Genomic DNA, 21,065 nt, shown 5'->3' on the forward strand with positions numbered 1-21,065 from the left:
TATGCAGATAAATTCTCTGTTAATCATAAAGCCCGGTATTTACCGTTTTACGATAAAGTGCGATTGTAAGGATTCCTGTTATAATCGTTGCGGCAATTAAAACAATTTCTATATATTGGTTAAAAATTACTGCTGCTATGATGGGCACAAATGCTGACAACGCTCCCACACCCATGGTAATTCCCATTGACATAGACTGTTTTACAACTTCAACTTCATTATTCCAATCGTATTTTGGATATTTTAAATTAATAGCAAGCCCTAATACTGAAATGTAAAAAGCATACACTGCAGGAACTGTGAAAATCAGGATCCCATTCAGTAACCCCGGTTTAAAGGCTATGGTAAATAAAATTCCCGTTACAATGATTGCCGGTAGCAGCACTGTAAGGTTTAACGCAATTTTACTATTGTAAATCAAACTGTTTTTAACCGGCATTGTACAGTTGATCCACCTGCTTTTTCCTTCCAGCGATATGGTTGAAGATGTGGTACAGCACAGTGAGGAAATTAATATCATAACAAAAGGTGCATACTTTTGTAAGTTTGAAAATAACCCCGGCATTTCCATCATTTTATCTATCTGATCCGGTTTGATAAATAACAGGGTGATTCCCATTACAACCATCAGTATTGCTGTAATAGACGTATTCATGATATAAATACTGCATGATGTATACTTTGTAAGTTCTCTTTTATATGCTGCCATAAATGGAGAACGCACACTCAGAGCACCTATTTTATAATTACTTTTTGTATGATGATTTAATATGGCTGTATTTATTTTCTTATAAAACTTAGCAAGCAGCGCTACAAATAAAGCAGCCGGAATTACCGATAGCGCTAAAAACAGAACAAAATCCATCCAGCTTCCCTGAACCAGTGCGTTAGAAAACATGCGGGCTGGCGGATAAAAACGGTTTATCGCATCGGATAACATTGTCCCGATCTCCACCAACTGGACGGTTCCTCCCTGCAGGCTGAATGAACCGGCAATAACAGCTATCGTAGCAGCTATACTCAGGATAATCACTACCATATTCTTGTATTTGAACCGGGATGCAATGGCTGTAATCAGTGCTCCCACTGCCAAAGCAAGTGTCATTGGAAGTAACGGTGCAAAAAATATACCGATTAGCATCATTAGCCAGACATCAACACTGCTGTGCATTGTCACACCAAATACTATAATAGAAGGCAGAAGCGCAATACAGCCTACCAGAAGATTCAATATGTATACCCCAAGCAGCCTGCTTAATATAATAGACGCACTGCTTACCGGCAGTGACATCACCATGTCATAGTCCTTCATGCCAAATAATACGCCTGTACTTCCGGTAAAGGTAAGCACAATTGTCACCATTGCACCTGCCATCAGCATCATCCCCGGCAGCATCTCAGTCAGCCCCAGTACCCGGTATCCGATTGCCAGCCCCGTACTGTATCCAAACATCAGTAAAATCAGAATAACTGCCACAATCACAACCTTGACAGCTCTGCTTTTTTCCTTTTTATCTCTGGCATGCAGAAGCTTATTCACTCCAAACGTTCCTAATATCTGCACTCTCAATAGCCCCATAAATTTAGTCATGTGCTGCCACCTCCAAAAATACTTCTTCTAAGCTGCTGTTGCCCCGGACATCTTCTGTCCTACCGCTGGCAATTAGTTTACCTGCTTTAATAATTGCAATTTTATTACAAAGTTTTTCTGCCACCTCCAGAACATGGGTAGAAAAGAAAATCGCACCTCCGTTATCGCATAATTCATGCATCATTTTCTTCAGGTTAAAAGCTGCTTCAGGATCCAGACCCACAAAAGGCTCATCCAGCACCAACAATCGTGGCTGATGTATAAAAGCCGATATGATTGCCAGCTTCTGTTTCATACCATGAGAATAAGAAGAAATCAAATCTCCCAGATTCTTCGTAATTCCTAACAGATCTCCATATTTTCTGATTCTCTTCTCACGATCCCCTCCCTGCACCTGAAACATGTCACCGATATAATTCAGATATTGTATCCCTGTCAGGTATTCATACAGATCCGGATTATCAGGAATATAAGCTGTCATCTCTTTACACCGTATAGGCTCCTCTTTCACAGAATGCCCACCTATCCATATTTCTCCGCTGTTAAACTCCATCACTCCCACAACAGAACGGATGGTAGTGGTTTTTCCAGCTCCATTGTGGCCGATAAATCCATAAATATCCCCCGCCTCTACTTCCAGATTCAAGTGGTCAACTGCTTTCTTTGTATCACCGTACATCTTCGTTAAATCCTGTATTTTTAAAACCGCTGCTGCCTGATTTTTCTTTACCATAATTTTCCCTTACCTTTCTTAACTTAAAGCGTTTCATTTGTTATCCGTATTGTATATGTTTCAACAACAATTAGCAAGCGAAGCGCCGTTAACTTTATGTGGCAAAGTAAACCAACACGATACTTTTTCTACAATTATTTTCCAGAATTCTTCTCTAGATGAATTTATTTTTATTTTTTTCATAATTTTTCTTAAAAGTGGTATATTTCATAAATATTTTACATATACTTTACGGAGGTATCATGCTGTGTTGACAGAATCTTAGTAAGATAATGAAAAGAACACAGCTGACAGACACAAAAACACTCACATTTTAGAAAGGAAGGGCGCTATGGTTAACTACACCATTAAACTGAAATCTTTTGAAGACATCTACGAATTTGTAAAAAAATGCAACCAACTGGACTGTGATGCAGACTTAATCTGCGGACGGGCAACGGTTGATGCAAAATCTTTGTTGGGGGTATTCAGCCTGGATATCAACCGGTCTCTCAAGCTCGCTATTAATACAAACAATCCTTTTTTAGCAGAACGGATCATGGAGCCTTATATCGCAGCATAATTTACATACAAATCCATCCGTTCACAAATCATTTTGTGCAAAACAAAATGGACCGGGAAAGATTTCAATTCTTTTTCTCCTGGTCCATTTTATTTGTTGTATTATATTTTTCTGATCCTCTTATGCAACAAGATCCGTTTCTTTTTCCGTATCCGGATCCGCTTCTTTTTCAACTGCTGAATTTATTACTTCATCCGGTACTGTTATTTTTTCAACTTCTCCAAAAGATCCAAACTTTAAATCAAACGTACATTTATCACATTTAAATTCTACATCCACTTCGCCGGTATCCGACCCTTTCATAGACTCAAGCATCATGGATTTCATATCCAGACTCATTTTAACCGGTTTTTTCTCTTTTTTGGAAATATAGATTTCAACCGGAAGTTCCATTTTCGTCCAATCAGCTTCTCCCATTAACTTCGTGGAATCATCCATGATACTAAGAGCTGCTTTAATCATCGTTTCTAATGCTTCTCCGTCTAAGGTTCCTTTTAATGCATAACATTCTACTCCGTCAACGTCTTGTGTTTTCTCTTCCAGTTCCAGATCTCCCGCTAATTTCTGAACTTCTCCGAAATCATAAGATTTGATCATTTCATCAATATCTCCACTGATTTCTTTCTGCCATTCACCTTCATCTAATTTCGAGTAGGAAACGGTATTATCCCCATCTTTGGCAGTATACATTTGCATATTCATTTCCTGATTCATCCCCAGCATATCTAACGTTATAGCCCCTTCACCATAAATCACCTGGGGATTGGTATTTACTTTCATGCCCATATCCATATTCATTTTAATATCCAGGGTGATTCCCTGAACACTGCCGCCCGCCTGCAAATCCATTATCATATCCAGCTTATAATTTTCTTCTTTAGACATATTCTCTGACATGGATTTTAAAAGCGTCTCTGAAGTTACCTTGCCGCATCCTGCCATACTAAAAGCCAGAATTCCTCCTCCCAGTACAACACATCCCCGTTTCCACAATTTCTTCTTCATACTTTTGCCTCCTTTTCAACAACGATTTTGACTTGCTCCCTCATGTATCCATACATACTTCAACGCTTAACGTATATAGATTATATTAATGGAATAACGAAAAAATCGCAATACTTTTTTATAAATCAACATAAAACGCAAAAAAACCGCTGCTCCGGCATGTACTAATCTGCCAAAGCAACGGTAAATTTATTATCTTAGTGATGGAAGAAACGAATACCTGTCATTGCCATCGCAATGCCATATTTATCACAGGTGTCAATTACATTGTCATCTCTTACAGAACCACCGGCCTGCGCTACAAACTTAACACCGCTCTTATGTGCTCTCTCAATATTATCACCAAATGGGAAAAATGCATCAGACCCCAGTGCTACATTGTCCATTGTCTTCAGCCATTCCACTTTTTCTTCTTTTGTCAAAGGTTCCGGTTTCACAGAAAATACTGCTTCCCACATGCCATCACGCAATACATCATCGTAATCGTCTGATACATAAACATCAATAGCGTTGTCTCTGTCAGCTCTTCTTACACCTTCTTTAAATGGAAGGTTCAGTACTTTTGCGTGCTGTCTTAAATACCATACATCTGCTTTATTGCCTGCTAGTCTGGTACAGTGTACTCTGGACTGCTGTCCGGCACCTACGCCAATTGCCTGTCCGTCTTTTACATAGCAAACAGAATTGGACTGTGTATATTTTAAAGTAATCAGTGATATCAATAAATCTCTTTTTGCTGCTGCCGGCATATCTTTTACCTGAGTCGGAATGTTCTGAAGCATTTCTTCATTCAACGCAATATTATTTCTTCCCTGCTCAAATGTGATTCCAAAAATATCTTTTGTTTCCTGTACAGCCGGTACGTAGTTAGGATCCATCTGGATAACTACATAATTTCCGCCCTTTTTCGCTTTCAGGATTTCTAAAGCTTTTTCAGAGTAAGAAGGTGCAATAATACCATCGGATACTTCTCGTTTAATATATAATGCGGTTGCTTCATCACATTCATCTGACAGTGCTGCAAAATCTCCATAAGAAGACATTCTGTCTGCGCCTCTTGCACGGATATATGCAGTAGAAGCTTCTGTTAACGGACAGCCTTCCACAAAATAGATTTTTTTCATCGTTTCATCAAGGGGTTCTGCAACGGCTGCTCCTGCCGGGCTGACATGCTTGAAAGAAGCTGCTGCTACCATTCCTGTTGCAGCTTTTAATTCCTTTACTAACTGCCAGCTGTTAAAAGCATCCATAAGATTTATGTACCCTGGTCTGCCGTTTAAAATCTTGATCGGGAGTTCTCCCTCTTTCATAAAAATCTTAGCTGGTTTCTGATTTGGGTTACAACCGTACTTTAATTCGAATTCTTTCATCACTGTTACACTCCTTTTCATGCTAGAGCGTGCTTATAAATTGCTCTATGGTTAATATTTGATAAAAAAGAGCCTACTACCCGGGCTCTCTGCCCAGACGGTCGGCTCATTATCATTATACTTCATGTGGTTAATTCCACTTCCGTCAGTCGTATAACTAAAATCAACATAACATTTTTTACTGTAGATGTCAAGAGCTTTTTCGGTATTTTCAGGTTCTTTCCCACTGTTGCAGATCTATGAATATTATTTCCCCTGGATTAATGCCTCTAGCTGTTCATCAGACAGACCCGTCTCTTTCAGAATATATTCTCTTGGTTTTTGTTCCAGCAACATTCGCATGGCTTTTAAATCCTTGTTTTTTTGTTCGGTAATTTTGTCTATTTCCAACTCTTTCTCTTTAATTTCCGTTTCCAGTTCTTTCCTTAAACTCTCCATCTTTTTTTCATGTTCATATTCAATAATATCAATATCTAATACCAGTGCCTCTTCTACCATCTCTGACACACCCCTTTCCTCCAGTTCTTCATATCGGTCGTAGATATGATGGTATAACTGTAGTGTAAGACGTTTTAATCGTCTTGCATCATCTTTGGTTATATTACCCAACTTTTCATTCTCTATGATACTTTCGATTATATCAGTTTTTATTAACTTTTTCAACGCTTCAATATTTTCATCGCTACGCTCTTTTTTTAATGCTTTTCGAAGTCTCAGCAGTTGAAAGGGGATTAAGATTATCATTTTATTGCGATTGATCTCTTCTATTTGTTCCGATAAATATTTAATAGTGGGAACCTTGTACGAAAAGCTCCCCTGGCCTTTAAATTCTATATTCAGAAGATAATAGTCCGGAATTTTATCATAATTATCCGCCAGGTATATTATTACGGGCTCTGGAAATATAATCGTATCCTGAAATTGCCTGGTCTTCATGGAATGGTGGTAACCATATTCGAACATTCGCAGGACAATCTGTTCATCCTGATACATTTGGGCTTCCAGATGATAACTGTCTGTATGATTAATAGTAATAATTGTATCTGCGATCGTTTTTCTTAAGTCTTTGTCCACATGTTCCGTCCAATTATATTCTACTTCACTGTCTTGAGGATAACTCTGTTGAAATAAACCATTAATCAAATGAATGACTGCTTTCTTGGACAAGGTTAATATTCTTTTAAATATCTTATCATAAATATGATACGTATTGTTTTCTCCCCGGATTTTTTCAGCTTCAGAATTAGAATCTGAAAATGTATTTTCTCCATTTATCATCGTTTTCTTTATTTACCTTTCTTCAATTTTATATTTGTTTTGGGAATTTTTTTATATTAGATTGAAAAGAATTGTTTTTATAGAGATCCCATTTGATGTATATATAGTATCATATTAGTTATTAAGTTTCAATTGTTTTTTATTAAATATCTTATTGTATTTAATATATAATAAAATTGTTTATTATTCTTATTTTACACAAAAAAAACCTTGAATCCAACACGCACTAATACGTATCTATCGATTCAAGGTCTTTCTCAATCTGTACCTCATTAATTATATTAATTCTAAGATCCCACGGATATCCTTAATCACACAGTCTGCACCGGCTTCTTTATAGATTTTACTCACTCTGTCCAGTTCTGCCTGTTTTTCTTCTTTGGAAAGAGCCTCATATTCCTCCTGGGTAAGTGCCATCTCGGAACTGCCTTCCAGTATGCCAACGGTATATACACCGGCATTTTTTCCTTCTTTTATATCAGATACGGTATCTCCCACCTTTATGACGCTTTGTACGGAAGATATTTTAAGGGTCTCCATGTTCTTGAAAATCATGAAAGGATATGGGCGTCCCATGCTGCCCACAGCATCCGGACTAAACCATGCATCCGGCTCATATCCGGCTTCTTTTGCCTTCTGCGTTACGATATCCATCATAATATCTGTATAACCGGTTGTTGACCCGATTTTTATGCCTTTTTCTCTCAACTGTTCAACTGTTTCCAGCACATAAGGCTTTGGCTGTGCAAATTCGTCCAGTATACTCAATAATTTGCTTTCGAATAACTCATAGAGCTTTTCCACATCGCTTTCCTGCGATGGACCCTGATATTTTTCAACCCATAATTTCTGTATGCGGGGCATTGCAAGCATGGTACGGATATGATCTCTTTTCAGCATACCCATTGGTTTTCTGACTTCTTCCATAGTGGGCTCGATTCCAAAGTGTTTAAACACTTCGACAAATGCCTGTACCGGCGCAAAACATCCGTAGTCTACGGCGGTTCCTGCCCAATCTAAAATAATTGCTTCTATATTATTCATGTTCTGTCTCCTTATCTTTTCACGTTTGCTCATTACGTATGACGAAATATATACATTTGAATTTTCTACTAAATGGGGCGTACCGTTTTAGAAACTTTCAGAAAGTAACTTTAAAACAGGTTCTAATGCTGGCGAAAAAACGCTTCCATGATTTCACATAACTTTTCAATATCTTCTCTATAGATCTCACCGATATTGCCGATACGGAAGGTGTCTGCCTCTGTAACTTTTCCAGGATAGATTGCATAACCTCTCTCCTTGATGTAACGGTACATTTCATCGAAGGAAAAGTGATGGTTATCCGGATAGAAAAAGGTTGTAATAATCGGTCCCTGCAGAGCACCTCCGATATATGGACGAACTCCCATTTTTTCTAACTTCTCTATTAATAGCCTGTTATTGTCATAATAGCGTTTGCTTCTGGCTTCTATACCGCCTTCTGTTTGAAGTTCGTCTAATGCTTTTGAAAATGCCAGAACTACATGGGTGGGGGATGTAAATCTCCATTTTCCATCCTTGTTCATGGTTTCCCACTGGTCATATAAATCTAATGACAGGCTTCTTGCTTTCCCTTTGCTTTCCATCAGTTTCTCTTTATTAGCTATGATAAAGGAGAATCCCGGAACTCCTTGGATGCATTTATTGGCACTGCTCACGATGAAATCAATTCCCCATTCCCCAACTGGAATTTCTACACCGCCAAAGCTGCTCATTGCATCTACGATAAAGGTGCGTCCTCTTTCTTTTACAACCTTTGCAACAGCCTGAATATCGTTTAAGATCCCGGAAGTAGTTTCGCTGTGTACCATAGACACATGGGTAATCTGAGGATCTGCATCCAAAAGTTCCGCTATTTTTTCGGCATCCGGAACCTTGTCATAATCCTGCTGGTATAAAGTATAAGGAATTTTCCCATGCTTTGCAATATCTCCCATACGTTCCCCATATGCTCCATTCGATGCAATTAATAGCTTTTCTCCATCACCGATTACACTGGTAATGACAGATTCAACCCCAAAGGTTCCGCTTCCCTGCATCAGAACTACCGTGTAGTCTTCTTCGGCAACATGTGCCAGCTCAAGAAGCTGTTTTCTGATCTTCATCGTAATCTGTTTGTAATCGTCATCCCATGTACAATGATCAAACATCATCTCCTTTTTAACAGTATCTGTCGTAGTTAATGGTCCAGGGGTTAATAATTTATAGTTATTCATTTGTGTATATCTCCTTAATTTGATTATTTTTATTTGATTATTTTTATTTGATTATTTTGATTAATTGAATTCATCTGTTTTTATACTTTTTGTATTATTTTGCTTTACTGCCTTCTGATAATTCCTGATGTCTCTTTAAAACATCCACCGTCAAAGCTTCTTCAAATATTTTTGGATTTGCAGACATATTTTCGCTGTCAGCTGTTTCACCTTCATAAATTGGAATTGGATAAGTCTTGATTAATTCTGCTCTGCCCTTATTGATAATACAGTCTGCCATCTCCATTGCCATTTCATTTGTTTTATCACCCTTATCAATTACTGCAGCTGATTCGGTGAGTGAAAAATTACCTTCTTCAGGATCTACGAAGTCGATGGGCAGACCACTCTTCTTATCTGCCGCTGCCTGATGCCTTAATCCGAATCCAATAGCAACTTCACCAGCACGCACTTTTTTGATTGGTCCTGAGCCGGAGTCCTCAATATGCGGTCCTGCATTTTCATAAATCTTAGTCAGCACATCTTTTGCTCCATCTTCCCCATAAGCCGATACAAGTGCCTGAATCAGAAGCCATGCTGTAGAGGATGACATGATATCCGTTACGGAAACCATATCTTTGTACTGTGGATCCGCAAGGTCTTTTAATGATTTTGGCATGGGAAGGTTCTTTTCTTTCATAAGTTCGGTATTTACAATAATTGCGCCTTCCTGAGCGGTAATCGGTGTATAATAGGATGGGTACTCCGTTAAGGTTTTATGGTCAAATGTCAAATCTTTGAACATGCTGTTTTGCTGCTGCGCACTATCAATATAGAAGGAACTCATCGTTACTAAATCAGCCTCTATATTCGTCCCTTCTGCCAGGAGCTTCCCGCCAAGTTCGGATGTTCCAAATGACTGCAGTATGTATTTGTCCTTAAATCCATTATTGTCCAGCGCATTTTTCATGGCTGTCATAGCCTCGTCATCCGCATTGGAATAAATAATTACCTGATCATTTTTTTTACCGCAGCCTGCCATTAAAGTTCCCGATGCCAGAATCACTCCTGCCATAAGCGCTGCTGTTGCTCTTTTCCATCTTTTCATAATATTACTCTCCTTTTGAATTTCTCTGTTTGCGATTAGCCAGCCATTGGAATATAATTTTCCCAAGGATATTGGTAAATAAAATTAACAGCGATAACACAAATATCTCATTAAATTTTGCATAGTGCTGTAATTCTTTGATTTTGGTGGTGATAACCATCGTTCTGGCTCCTGCAATGAAGATTACAGCACTGATTGTCACCATAGCATTAATAAAATAGTAACTGAAGACTTCCAGTATTGTGGAAACTGCATTGGGCGTTACAATCCGAATGACTGTTTTAATCCAATTATCACCCATCAGTTTCGCCGTTGTTTCCCAGGATGCATTCATTTTTGTCAGAGAATTTTTCATCATTAAATAGGGTGTAGAGAAGAAATGAACGATGTTGCAGATAATAATGATAAAAAATGTGTTCTGCAGGCTGCTTCCTGAAAATGCAAACAGGAATGCAAGACCTAAAACCATCCCGGGAATGGTATTTGTAATAAGAGCAATGCTCTCGATTACGCTTTTTAACTTGCTGTTAATGGTACTTCTGGCTGTAACCAGTGCAGCTCCGTAGGCGGTCAGCGTTCCGCAGACTGCTGTAATCACAGCTACAAATAAAGAATTCGTATATACATTGGACAGATTGGGATCTGACAGAACATTCTGAATGTTTTTCAGCGTAAAACGAATATTGTATGGCCATTCTTCCACAAATGGAACAATGAAGATCACCAGGAATATGGATACGATACAGAGCATAAATATTCCGCTGATAATCGCACATGATGTATCCCGTTTTTTGTTTTTCTTAATTTCAATTGCCGATATTTTATTGTACCGGACATTATATTTTTCCAGATAATGCAGTACCAGGATGCTTACAATGGAAGGTACCAGCATTACGACTGCCACGACTGCCCCTTTGTTGAAATCCGGAATGCTTCCAAGCATCTGATTATACAGCACACTTGCAATTACATCGAATTCCCCTCCTACCGATGCCGGGATACCGAAATCCGTAAAACAGAGGAAAAACGACTGGATAAAGGATGCCGCCAAAGTTCCCAGAAGGGGCCTCACAACCGTAATCCAAAAAGTTGAAAATCCATTGTCTCCCATGATCCTGGATACGATCATATATTTTTTATCAATAAACCGCATGGTGTTGTCAATCAGCATGAAGGAAATGGGAAGGGTATAAATCACATAACCTAGCAGCAGTCCATTAAATCCATATATTTCAAACAGCTGTGTTCCAAATAATTTTGTGAGAAGCCCCTGTTTTCCAAATGAATAGATAATTGCAAATCCATATGTAATTGTAGGCAGCAGCATGGGAAGAACTGCAATGGCTCTTATGATTTTTTTATAAAACTGTGCAATGTTAGTATAATGAATCGTATATGCCATAAAAAATGCCAGCAGAGTCGTTACAAATGCACTGACTCCCGCTATCAAAAAGCTGTTTCCTACGGCTTTCCCAAACCCTCTGCCGGTAAATACTGATTTATAGTATTCCAGGCTGATGCCGGAACCGCCCACAATAGACTTTAATAAAAGCTGTACTACCGGCACTGCCAGAAATATAAGAAAGAGCAGTGCCAGCAAAATAAATACAACTTTGACCTCTTTATTTTTCTTCATAACCCTATACCGCCTGTGAAACGAAATTGGTTTTTCCCGGCATTTGGAATAAAGTAAAAATATTGTTTCTCTTAATTTCTAATTGGTTTAATATGAAGTTCTTCACAAAATCATTTTCCGGCTTCTGTATAATATCTTCCGGTTTCCCATACTGGGAAATGCCGCCCTCATTTACGATCAATACCCGGTCAGACAATGTCAGCGCTTCTTCGGGATCATGTGTTACAATAATTGTTGTGAGATGATATTCTTTTGCAATAGTTTTGATCCGCTCCTTGATTGACTCTTTAATAACCCCGTCTAAGGCACTCAGCGGCTCATCCAGCAAAAGGATCTTAGGTTTCATTACCATAGTCCTTGCCAGCGCTACCCGCTGCTTCTGACCTCCTGAGAGCTGGTCAATCTTCTTTGACAGATGTTCCCGCAGCCCCAGCAGATCAATTAATTCTTCTACTTCATTTTTAGAAGCGATCAGCGGTTTATTCTTTAATCCGTATGTAATGTTCTTATATACATTCAGGTTTGGGAACAAGGCATAATCCTGAAATACAATATTGAATCCACGCTCTTCCATAGGTACATAAGTAATATCTACATCATTAAAAATAATTCTTCCATTATCTACATCGGTAATTCCCAGAATCAAATTCAAAAGCGTCGTTTTTCCGCATCCGGAAGGTCCCAGGATCGAAACAATCTGACCATCCTCTATTTCTAAACTAATATCATTTAAAATACTGACTCCATCATAGGACTTATTCACCTGATCTAATTTTAACATCACAATACTCCTTTACTTTTCAACACTGTTTTCCTTTGAACACCGCCATTATAGCAATGCCCTCTCCAAATAACAATAAAATCCAGTTCAATTCTTTGTAAAGTTATTGTAAAATAGGCACAAAAAAGGAACTGTATCTTTGTAGTTTTTCTACAAAAATTACAGTTCCTTCTTCGATTCCTTTTAGAAAATATTTTGCTGTCTGCTATTATCGCACTTATGCATCATATGCTTTGTCCCTTATAATGCGTCCGCTCTTATCTAAACGCCTGGCATATTTATCGTAATCACTTAAGATAATCCCCAGGTAAATCATATCCACCAGGGCAAGCTGGGATGCCCTGGAAAAGATAGCATCACCATAAAGCAGCTGTTCATGAGTGGTGCACAGTGTAATATCCGCATATTTGCTGATCAGTGCATTTTCAAAATTTGTAATTACGATGGTTTTTGCCCCGCTTTTTTTGGCTATCCGCATTACATCTACCGTATCCTTAGAACAGCCCGAATAAGAGATACCGATTGCCACGTCTTTTTCTGTTAAGTTGCTGGCACAGATTCTCTGCAGGTAATAGTCATTAAAGCTACGGCATTTCAGCCCCAGATAAAGCAGCTTCGTATACAGGTCACTGACCGTAGTGCCTGAATTTTCCACACCATAGACATCAATTAAATCGGCATTGGCTATGAGTTCTACCACCTGGCTGTACTTAGTGGCAGATATGCATTTCAGTGTATTTTCCATCACCTTGATTGTGGTAGCAATTGTTTTGGCCGGCACCTTATCTACAGAATCAGAAGCATTCAGCCGGTATCCGTACATCGCAGAGATCCCATCCGGCTGTGTTTTCACATCCTGTGCCATCTCTTCCACAACAGCATATTTAAATTCCCGGAATCCCTTAAATCCCAAAGCCTTTACAAAACGCAGAATCGTAGGCTGGCTTACCCCTGCCTTTTTTGACAAATCCGTAAGTGACATTTTCCCAACCTGTGCTAAAGACCCTAACACATAATCCGCTGTCCGCTTTTCTGATGTCCGCAAAGATGCATAAACTTCTTCGATACGAAAACTAATTGTTTCTTCTAAACGCATACTGATTCCTTCTTCCTGGAAAATGAAATCACCATTCTTGTAGAAAAACTACAATATTCCATGGTGTCACAAGCTTACATATATTTTCCTGCCTGTTTTTATTTTACATGAATCCGTGAAAATGTAGTGTAAAATCTTTGTAAAATCTGCCGCACGTCTTACTTTTCCTCTATAAATCAAGATGTTTTATTCTTATGTATCCGGTTTTCCACTCAAAGTCACCTGAATTTTTATCAAATGCTTTTTTTCTTCATATAATAGAAAAAACGAATGAGTTGGAAAAATGGTTACTGTGGAAGATTTTTTACTGGAAGATACCCTGTATTTCGAAAATACCCCTGTTCTTTCTTATACGATTAATTACCCGCAGCTCAAAGACGGCTGTGACGAAGACGCTTTGGAAAAAGTTAATAAATTTTATGTAACAAGAGCTAAAGTCTACGAAAATGAATGCCGGACCAACCTGTTTCATGATGCTTCTATGCAGCTGCAGTATACTAAGACACACGGATATCCTTTTCTCCCGGACGAGGTAGATATCCGGTATAAAGTAACTTTCAATGAAAGCTGTATTCTAAGTCTGTATTTTGACCACTATTTATTTACCGGCGGAGCTCATGGTTCTACTCTCCGCTATTCAAACACCTGGAACTTAAATAATGGCCATATGATCCGCCTCAAGGATTTCTTTGAACCCGGCAGCGACTATAAAAGCTATATTCGTAACAAGATCAATGAAATGATAAGCAAGCAATTGGAAAGTTCTGTTTCCCATCCGGATTATTTTAAAAATCCTGAGCAAAATGTCTCTGTATCCTTTTCCCCGGATAACTTTTATTTAACACCGGAAGGAATTGTAATCTATTTCCAGCAATATGATATTGCACCCTATTCCAATGGTATTATTGAATTTACGATACCTTATGAAGAAGGGATGAAGTTTTGGGAAAAATGATAAAAACTGCCGTATCATAATGAATACGGCAGTTAATAACTCAACACTTTTATCCCCCCATAAATAGCGCAAGATAGCTTGTGCTACTCCTAAATCAACCGTGAGAAAGCATACTAAGAAATGGTTATGGACTGATTTAAATTAAAATACTCATCCTGGCACATAATATATATATTGTATGTATCACTTGCAAATTCTGTTAACGGGATGGGTATAGCATAAACAAAGGAATACTCAATTCTTACCTTTATATCTGAAATATCATATATATATGTGTTATCTTGACCTGAAAAAATAACTTGTGTGAAGCAATGATTTTTAGCTGTAAATAGCAATATATCTTTTAACATAGCCATACTGATCTGTGCTTTTGAATCAGCCTTTAAATTTCTAATAGGTTTATTTACTTTCGCATCTACTTTAACCGGAAATCGTATCTGGCCTTTTAAGTATGTATCCTCAACATTCACTTTTTGCAAACAACTGCTAAAATCCAACTCTATGTTATATGCCCGATAATAATTATGATTAATTTTATATTGATTTAATACTTCTTCAGTATCAAAATCATACTCTGTAACAGTGCCATAAAGTCCGGACTTTTTACTTCCTGAATATGCAGATGCTGCAAACACCCTTTTATTTTCATAATCTAACAGGTAATTTGAAGTAACCGGTGAATATTCACATTCGTAAATATGATCTTGTCTTACTGTCATTTTTTCAGGATCTATAGTGTATAATTTTACATATGAATAGCCTGTATTTTCAAAGCCTTCCACTTTACGGTTCTTATCATTGTGATTATCAAACAGCATTACATGTATCGTATTCGGATCATTGTCCAAGTCTTCCTCCAGCTGATACACTGTATGCGGCTGATAATGCCAGTAAATATCTCCTTCAGGCTGCAGAACCTTCTCTTCTAATCCCGTACCTTCCCAGAACTTCGGATCACCCAGTATCCATTCTATTTCCTCTGTACTCCAGTTAATTTTAACTGCAGAGTGCAGATTTCTTGGATTTACTATAATTGAATCTGTTTCTTTATCATAGGAAAGAGTATTTGTATGTGCCCAGTCTGCTTTGTTAACGTAGCCGGTTTTTTCGAATAATGGACGCAAGTTTAATTCCTTCACAATTTCCCCTGTCTCACGATCATATTCTTGCAAAAGATCTTTTAAGTATCCATTTCCTGAATCGGATAAGACAAGCAGATTACCATCTGGTTCTTTTTCCTTTATTTCATGGTGTGCCCCTGAAGTAAAGAAGTAATCCTGATATACTCTTCCTAAATAGTCTACCTCGTGATATTGGGCAGATCTGGGTTCTCCGGCATTTGCCATCAATGTATTTTCTGATTCAATAAGAAAATGTCCATTTGTTAATGGATATCCTCCAAAGTTAGCTCCCTTGGTATACAAGAGTGCCCATCTAATGTCACCGCTGGAATCAAATCCATATAAGTAGGGATTTGAACCTCCTGTAATTACCATCAGTTTAACAGACGATTCGGTGGTCTTCTTTTTCATTTTCACTGCATCTATGAATACATCCGGTAAAGAATCTGTAAGAATCTTCAGAGTAGTGGAGCGAGTCATTTTCCCATCCTTATCCAGTTCCTCCAGTACAACATTGTTTTCCGTCTCAGCATATAAACCAATTATTGGTATAATATGCTGTCTTGTAGCACCTATGGTATCCGTGATATCATTTTCTTGTGTTCTTCCCTTCACAGTTACCTTAATCTGACTCTCTTCTTTTGTAGAAAAAACTGCAACTGCTGTAAGCGGAGAATTTTGATACGGATTTAGTATTACCAATGGTTCTTCAAAGCTATATTCTCCCTTATCTAATTCAGCCTGAATCATCTCATCAATTTCAACTGTTTGTTCTTCTAATGACTGTGTCAGCTTAATCCCCTCAGATGCAGATATATTCTTGCCAGATTCATCATTACTCTCAATGATTTTTGTTTCACTGCCATCCACTTTTACTTTCACGTATTGTGGGCCCTTGTCCTTCTTGCTTATTCTGGTATCAATAAAACGAAAATCAGGCTGAGTTATATAATAGATTGCAGCACCGGCTAATAATAACAGGAGCACGGCTGCAATACTACCTATCGCTATATACTTTTTTTTCTTACTCATTATTTCTCCCCTCAAAATCACTGAACTGTTATACTTAATTTTTCTCCTTCAAATGGATATTCCATCATTGATTTTCTCCTCCAACTTTATTCTAAAACATTTTAGTTAGAATTTTAGCATAAAAATACGAAAAAAATATGATAAACTCAGTTTCAATTGTAAAAATACTCCATTTTATAATTTCGGCTCCGATTGGTACTGACAGCAAAAAAGCCAATAACCCCATTTATAGGGGTCACCGGCTTTTTAGGAGCACTCAGTTATGGAATCTTTATTTTTGTATCGTTCGTTTATTTTATGGTAAAGGATTGATCTATTGATACATACCGATCCTGCCACATAACATAAATCTCATATTCATCAGGTGAAAGCTTACCCAGCGGAATCGGAACGGAGTACACAAATTTTGTCTCTGACTTAGTTTTCAAATCGGAAATATCGTAAACGTATGTATGATCTTTTCCTGCCAGAATAACCTGGGTAAATGCATGATTCTGAGCTCTGAACAGCAAAATATCTTTATAAAGGGATACGCTCATCTCTTTCATTTCATCAGATGAAAGGGTGTCCGTGGGTGCTTCTGCCTTCTCGTTCACTTCTACCGGAATTCGAAGGGTTCCTTTCAAATAAGAATCCGATACATTTACGTCATCTATACAGCTGTTTAAATCAACCTTGATAGAATAGCCACGATAGAAATTATGGTCAATGTAGTACTGATTTAGTTTTTCACCACTTTCGTAATCATATTCAATCACTCTTCCATATAAGCCACTGTCCGAGTCACCTGCATAGGCACATACGGCAAACACACGGCTCATCGCTCCGTCAAACAGGAAATTAGAGGTTACCTGTGAGCGGTCACATTCATATACGTGATCCTGAACTACTGTCATTTTTTGAGGATCAATTGTATAGGATTTTACATAAGAATAACCGGTATCATCAAAATAGTCCACTTTTCGGTTAGCCGCATAATGATTATCAAACATCATAACGTGAATTGTATCCGGATTTCCATCCAGATCTTCATCCAACTGGTAAACGGTATGAGGCTGATAGTGCCACTGAACCTCCCCTTCCGGCTGCAGTACTTTATCTTCCAGCCCGGTTCCCTCCCAGAATTGGGGGTTTCCAAGGATCCATTCTATTTCATTTGTACTCCAATTAATCTTTACTGCAGAATGCAGATTCCTGGGATTTACCAGCACGGATTCTGTTTTAGCATCGTATGAAAACGTATTGGTATGGGCCCAGTCAGATTTACTGACATATCCACTGTCTTTAAAAAGTTCTTTTAAATCCAGTTCTTTTACGATTTCTCCGGTTTTTCTGTCGTATTCCTGTAATAAATCCTGCACATAGCCTGATCCGGAATCTGATAATACAAGAAGATTGCCATTCGGTTCTTTTTCTTTAATCTCATGATGTGATCCCGAATTAAAGAAGTAATCCTGATATACTCTTCCCATCAAATCTATTTCATGGAACTGTGCCGCTCTTGGCTTACCGCAAGTAGGCATTAAAGTATCTTCTGCTTCGATCAGAAAATGTCCGTTGGTTAGGGGATAGCCTCCAAAAGAGGCCCCGGGTTTGTTCAGAAGATACCACCTGATATCCCCGTTGGAATCAAAACCATAGAGGTAAGGTGCTCCTCCTCCGGTTACTATCATTAATCCCATGGCAGATACCGTTGTCTTTTCTTCTAATTTTACGACATCTTTAAGCTCATCCGGTAGAGATTCTGTTTCTATGTTTATTGTGCTTGACTTTATTACCTTGCCGTCAGCATCAAGTTCTTCCAGCAGTACCTCATTATCCGTATCTGCGTATAAGCCGACAATGGGCACTTTATGCTGAGTAGCTGCGTCTAAAGTATCAACAATATTATGTTCTTCGTCTTTTCCTTTCACCGTAACCCTTACCGAGGCCTCCTGGTCTCCGGTGTAAACTACAAAAGCAGTGAGCGGCGCATTCTGATAAGGATTTTGGATAACGAAAGGTTCTTCAAATGTATAGTTACCGGACTCCAGCTCATCCTGAATCATTTGATCAACCTGATATGTATTTTCTTCCAGACTCTCAACCTGCGGAATATCTGTTGTTATGTTTTCCCCTGTTTTATCGTTCCCCTGAATAAGCGTGGTTTCCTGTTTATCAATCTTATACTTTACCAGCTGGGGGCCTTTTTCTTTTTTATTGGTTCTCGTGTCAATGAACTGCTCTTTTTGCTCATCTGTATATTCCGCTTCCGTGGAAGCAGTCTGGCTGTTTTTCTGCTGTTGTGCCTTATCTGATGCTTTACTGTCCGTTTTAGCAGTGGAGCAGCCGGAAATGCCTAGTGCAGCCGCTACGGTAATGACACACAGCATACTTCTGATAAATTTATGCTTCATCGTTTTCCCTCCATATAAATAACAAAGAGTATATTACCTAAAGTAGGCATATACTCTTTGTCTGCTTCATACTAAAATTTCACCTGATATCCAGTATCGTATACATTGCCATCCGTCTGAATATAGACATGATACGTCTTGCCTTCCAGTCCTTTCCCGGAAACTGTTGCAGACATATTCAAAAGCGTAGAACCATCATCCTGCTTTACAGGCATCTGTCCTAAAGTATATACCTTCTGATTTCCTTCTTCGTCTTTCAATACCACGAAACCAGGTTGAACTTCTTCATTTTTACTGGTTAGAATACCGCTGAACATCATACCAAATGGTTTCTGCACAATGCTCCAGGATGCATCACCTGCCACTGCATTTTCGCAGTTTACTTCCTGCTCTGCAGTCTGGGTAACTCCAAGATCTCCAAGCCACTGTCCCTTAGCAGTCAGATCCAGGTATGGGTTGCTTTCCTGGTACATGGAAACTCTGATACTACGGTAAACAAGACCTGGGATCACCATTTCGAATACCAGCTTGTCATCCTTTACCTCATTGATGTATGCCTGCTTTGTTACATTCCCGGAGAGCTGATTCATAGGAGATACATCATAAGTATTATTTTCTGTATCAAACATATTTCCGCCGGATGTTATCCAGTAATCGTTCTCTCCGATATAGTCAGCACCGCTGATAAAGGAAGAAAACCATTCGGCACCTCTTTCTTTTCCATATTCCCATACCTGTTCAATGGTCATATCTGCCGTATTCAATTGATACACAACAGCTCTGGAATATACCTGGTCACCGGTTACAGCAGCATCCGGATTCGTTGCTTTGGCTCTGGAAGCACCATTGTCAAATACCATTACATTTCCGTTAGGTAGCATGGTGACATTATGCTGTGCATACTGCCATTCAAAGTTTTCCCCAACTGGTGTAAAGAAGTATTTGGAGTCAACCGTGGTCCACCCATCAGGATTACCCATAATCCAGCTTAAGGATTTATCGGTTTTATTTACTCCGATTACCGCATCTACATGACGTCCGGAAAGTAAAATGGTATCGGTTGCCTCGTCATACCACAGCGCATTATTATGGAACCAGTCTTCATCTGTCCTGTTTAAAGAACCGCCGTCTTCCGGATTCAGAATATCTTCCAGCTGAAGTTCCCATACTACTTCTCCAGTGGTTCTGTCTAACTCTACAATCCGGTCTTCCACTTTGGAAAAATCCGTACTGCAGCTTCCAACCAGCAGATTGCCGTTTGGCATTTCAAACATTGCATGATGGGATCCACCCGGGATACTATATTCATTATAGATTTTTCCTGACAAATCAAATTCTGTGAGTCCGGACATATAGTATAAGGGATGAATCAGGGTGTCCGTCAGAGCCATAAAATGTCCATTGGACAACTGCTTAAACGGCATACCTGCAATCTTACAATACCATCTGATGTCTCCATTACTGTCATAAGCTGCTATTTCATTCTCTCCGCCGCAGGATGCAAATGTAAGCTTAGAAAAATCATATGCAGTATCATCAAGGGTTTTTACTTCTGCTTTATTTCCGATAGATGTTTCTAAAGCTTCCGTTGTAACGGTCACTGTCTTCTCTGTTCCGTCATCCAGCGTAAACGTAACTTCATTGTCCCTTCCCGCATACAGACCATAGATTGGAATAATATGAGTTGTCTCTTTCGCAAATGTTCCTTCTATATTATCCTGCTCCTGATCTCCTTTAACCAGAAGATTTACTCCGGTAGCATCTTCCGTATTAAAGATTGCCACAGCTGTTAACGGGGAGTTTCCATAAGGATTTACCACGACAAAGGGATTCTCAATGGTGTAGCCGTTCTGTGCTTCTGCCATAAGCTGCTCATCTACTTTTGCCTGTTCAGCCAGGTTGTCCGATACCGTAACTGTCTTTACAGCTACTGGCTCTTTCGCCTCAGACTCCTCTTCACCTGGCTTTTCACTGTCTGATTCCATTGCTGCTTTCGTTTCTTTTTGAGCTGTTTCCGTCTGTGCTGCTTCTGTCGCTTTTGACTCCTGTGTTTCCAGGGCCGCCTGTGTATCCTGCGTAGGCGTGCTTTTGCCGCTGCAGGCAGTTGTAAGGCATAAAACCCCTGTTAAAATCCCCAACATTACTAATTTTCTTTTCATTTTCT

Annotated in this window: 16 protein-coding genes and 1 riboswitch; of the genes, 2 read left to right on the plus strand and 14 right to left on the minus strand. The window is 38.8% G+C overall.

Features of this window, described 5'->3' with window-relative positions; translation table 11 throughout:
* Window positions 1–19 precede the first annotated feature (19 nt).
* Window positions 20–1,591 carry a hypothetical protein gene (locus tag QR40_RS01355; RefSeq protein WP_044293019.1) on the minus strand — a complete coding sequence of 524 codons (1,572 nt, stop codon included), beginning with the start codon at window positions 1,589–1,591 and terminating at the stop codon, window positions 20–22.
* Entirely contained in the window at window positions 1,584–2,324 is a 741-nt protein-coding gene (locus tag QR40_RS01360; RefSeq protein ID WP_044293021.1) for an ABC transporter ATP-binding protein, read from the minus strand. Before QR40_RS01360 ends, QR40_RS01355 begins: the two co-directional genes overlap by 8 nt.
* Before the next feature lie 331 nt (window positions 2,325–2,655).
* On the opposite strand from QR40_RS01360, the gene QR40_RS01365 reads away from it, so the two are divergent.
* Complete coding sequence (locus tag QR40_RS01365) at window positions 2,656–2,886, plus strand: HPr family phosphocarrier protein (RefSeq protein ID WP_027293650.1); 231 nt, start codon at window positions 2,656–2,658, stop codon at window positions 2,884–2,886.
* Window positions 2,887–3,006: 120 nt separating this feature from the next.
* On the opposite strand, the gene QR40_RS01370 is transcribed toward QR40_RS01365, so the two are convergent.
* The 9 genes from QR40_RS01370 to QR40_RS01410 form a co-directional block, all read right to left on the minus strand.
* On the minus strand, window positions 3,007–3,891 hold the full coding sequence (locus QR40_RS01370; protein ID WP_027293649.1) for a DUF6612 family protein: 885 nt from the start codon (window positions 3,889–3,891) through the stop codon (window positions 3,007–3,009).
* A 197-nt stretch (window positions 3,892–4,088) separates the two neighbouring features.
* A complete protein-coding gene (locus tag QR40_RS01375; RefSeq protein ID WP_197041657.1) occupies window positions 4,089–5,261 on the minus strand; it encodes a phosphoribosylaminoimidazolecarboxamide formyltransferase in 1,173 nt (390 codons plus the stop codon).
* Window positions 5,262–5,345: 84 nt separating this feature from the next.
* A riboswitch (ZMP/ZTP riboswitch) is annotated at window positions 5,346–5,424 on the minus strand.
* Between the two features lie 83 nt (window positions 5,425–5,507).
* Window positions 5,508–6,539: an RpnC/YadD family protein gene (locus tag QR40_RS01380; protein ID WP_242858431.1), complete on the minus strand. Its 1,032-nt coding sequence runs from the start codon at window positions 6,537–6,539 to the stop codon at window positions 5,508–5,510.
* A gap of 276 nt (window positions 6,540–6,815) precedes the next feature.
* Window positions 6,816–7,583 (minus strand): phosphonoacetaldehyde hydrolase, encoded by a 768-nt coding sequence (gene phnX, locus QR40_RS01385; RefSeq protein WP_027293645.1) that lies wholly within the window; start codon window positions 7,581–7,583, stop codon window positions 6,816–6,818.
* Window positions 7,584–7,705: 122 nt separating this feature from the next.
* A complete protein-coding gene (locus QR40_RS01390) occupies window positions 7,706–8,797 on the minus strand; it encodes a 2-aminoethylphosphonate--pyruvate transaminase (protein ID WP_044293023.1) in 1,092 nt (363 codons plus the stop codon).
* A gap of 94 nt (window positions 8,798–8,891) precedes the next feature.
* The gene (locus QR40_RS33465) at window positions 8,892–9,884 is read right to left on the minus strand and encodes an extracellular solute-binding protein (protein WP_027293643.1); all 993 of its coding nucleotides are present in this window, start codon (window positions 9,882–9,884) and stop codon (window positions 8,892–8,894) included.
* A 4-nt stretch (window positions 9,885–9,888) separates the two neighbouring features.
* The gene (locus QR40_RS33470; RefSeq protein ID WP_044289300.1) at window positions 9,889–11,520 is read right to left on the minus strand and encodes an ABC transporter permease subunit; all 1,632 of its coding nucleotides are present in this window, start codon (window positions 11,518–11,520) and stop codon (window positions 9,889–9,891) included.
* Between the two features lie 4 nt (window positions 11,521–11,524).
* A complete protein-coding gene (locus QR40_RS01405) occupies window positions 11,525–12,301 on the minus strand; it encodes an ABC transporter ATP-binding protein (RefSeq protein ID WP_027293642.1) in 777 nt (258 codons plus the stop codon).
* Window positions 12,302–12,518: 217 nt separating this feature from the next.
* Window positions 12,519–13,397: a MurR/RpiR family transcriptional regulator gene (locus QR40_RS01410; RefSeq protein WP_027293641.1), complete on the minus strand. Its 879-nt coding sequence runs from the start codon at window positions 13,395–13,397 to the stop codon at window positions 12,519–12,521.
* A 292-nt stretch (window positions 13,398–13,689) separates the two neighbouring features.
* On the opposite strand from QR40_RS01410, the gene QR40_RS01415 reads away from it, so the two are divergent.
* A complete protein-coding gene (locus QR40_RS01415; RefSeq protein ID WP_160295755.1) occupies window positions 13,690–14,352 on the plus strand; it encodes a DUF3298 and DUF4163 domain-containing protein in 663 nt (220 codons plus the stop codon).
* Between the two features lie 113 nt (window positions 14,353–14,465).
* Here the strand turns inward: QR40_RS01415 and QR40_RS01420 are convergent, their stop codons facing one another.
* The 3 genes from QR40_RS01420 to QR40_RS01430 form a co-directional block, all read right to left on the minus strand.
* Window positions 14,466–16,505 carry an aryl-sulfate sulfotransferase gene (locus QR40_RS01420; protein WP_044293025.1) on the minus strand — a complete coding sequence of 680 codons (2,040 nt, stop codon included), beginning with the start codon at window positions 16,503–16,505 and terminating at the stop codon, window positions 14,466–14,468.
* Window positions 16,506–16,795: 290 nt separating this feature from the next.
* On the minus strand, window positions 16,796–18,901 hold the full coding sequence (locus QR40_RS01425) for an aryl-sulfate sulfotransferase (protein WP_044293027.1): 2,106 nt from the start codon (window positions 18,899–18,901) through the stop codon (window positions 16,796–16,798).
* 71 nt (window positions 18,902–18,972) lie between these two features.
* Entirely contained in the window at window positions 18,973–21,060 is a 2,088-nt protein-coding gene (locus tag QR40_RS01430) for an aryl-sulfate sulfotransferase (RefSeq protein WP_052430649.1), read from the minus strand.
* Between the last annotated feature and the right edge of the window lie 5 nt (window positions 21,061–21,065).

This window comes from Robinsoniella peoriensis, from assembly GCF_000797495.1.
Classification (GTDB): Bacteria; Bacillota; Clostridia; order Lachnospirales; family Lachnospiraceae; genus Robinsoniella; species Robinsoniella peoriensis.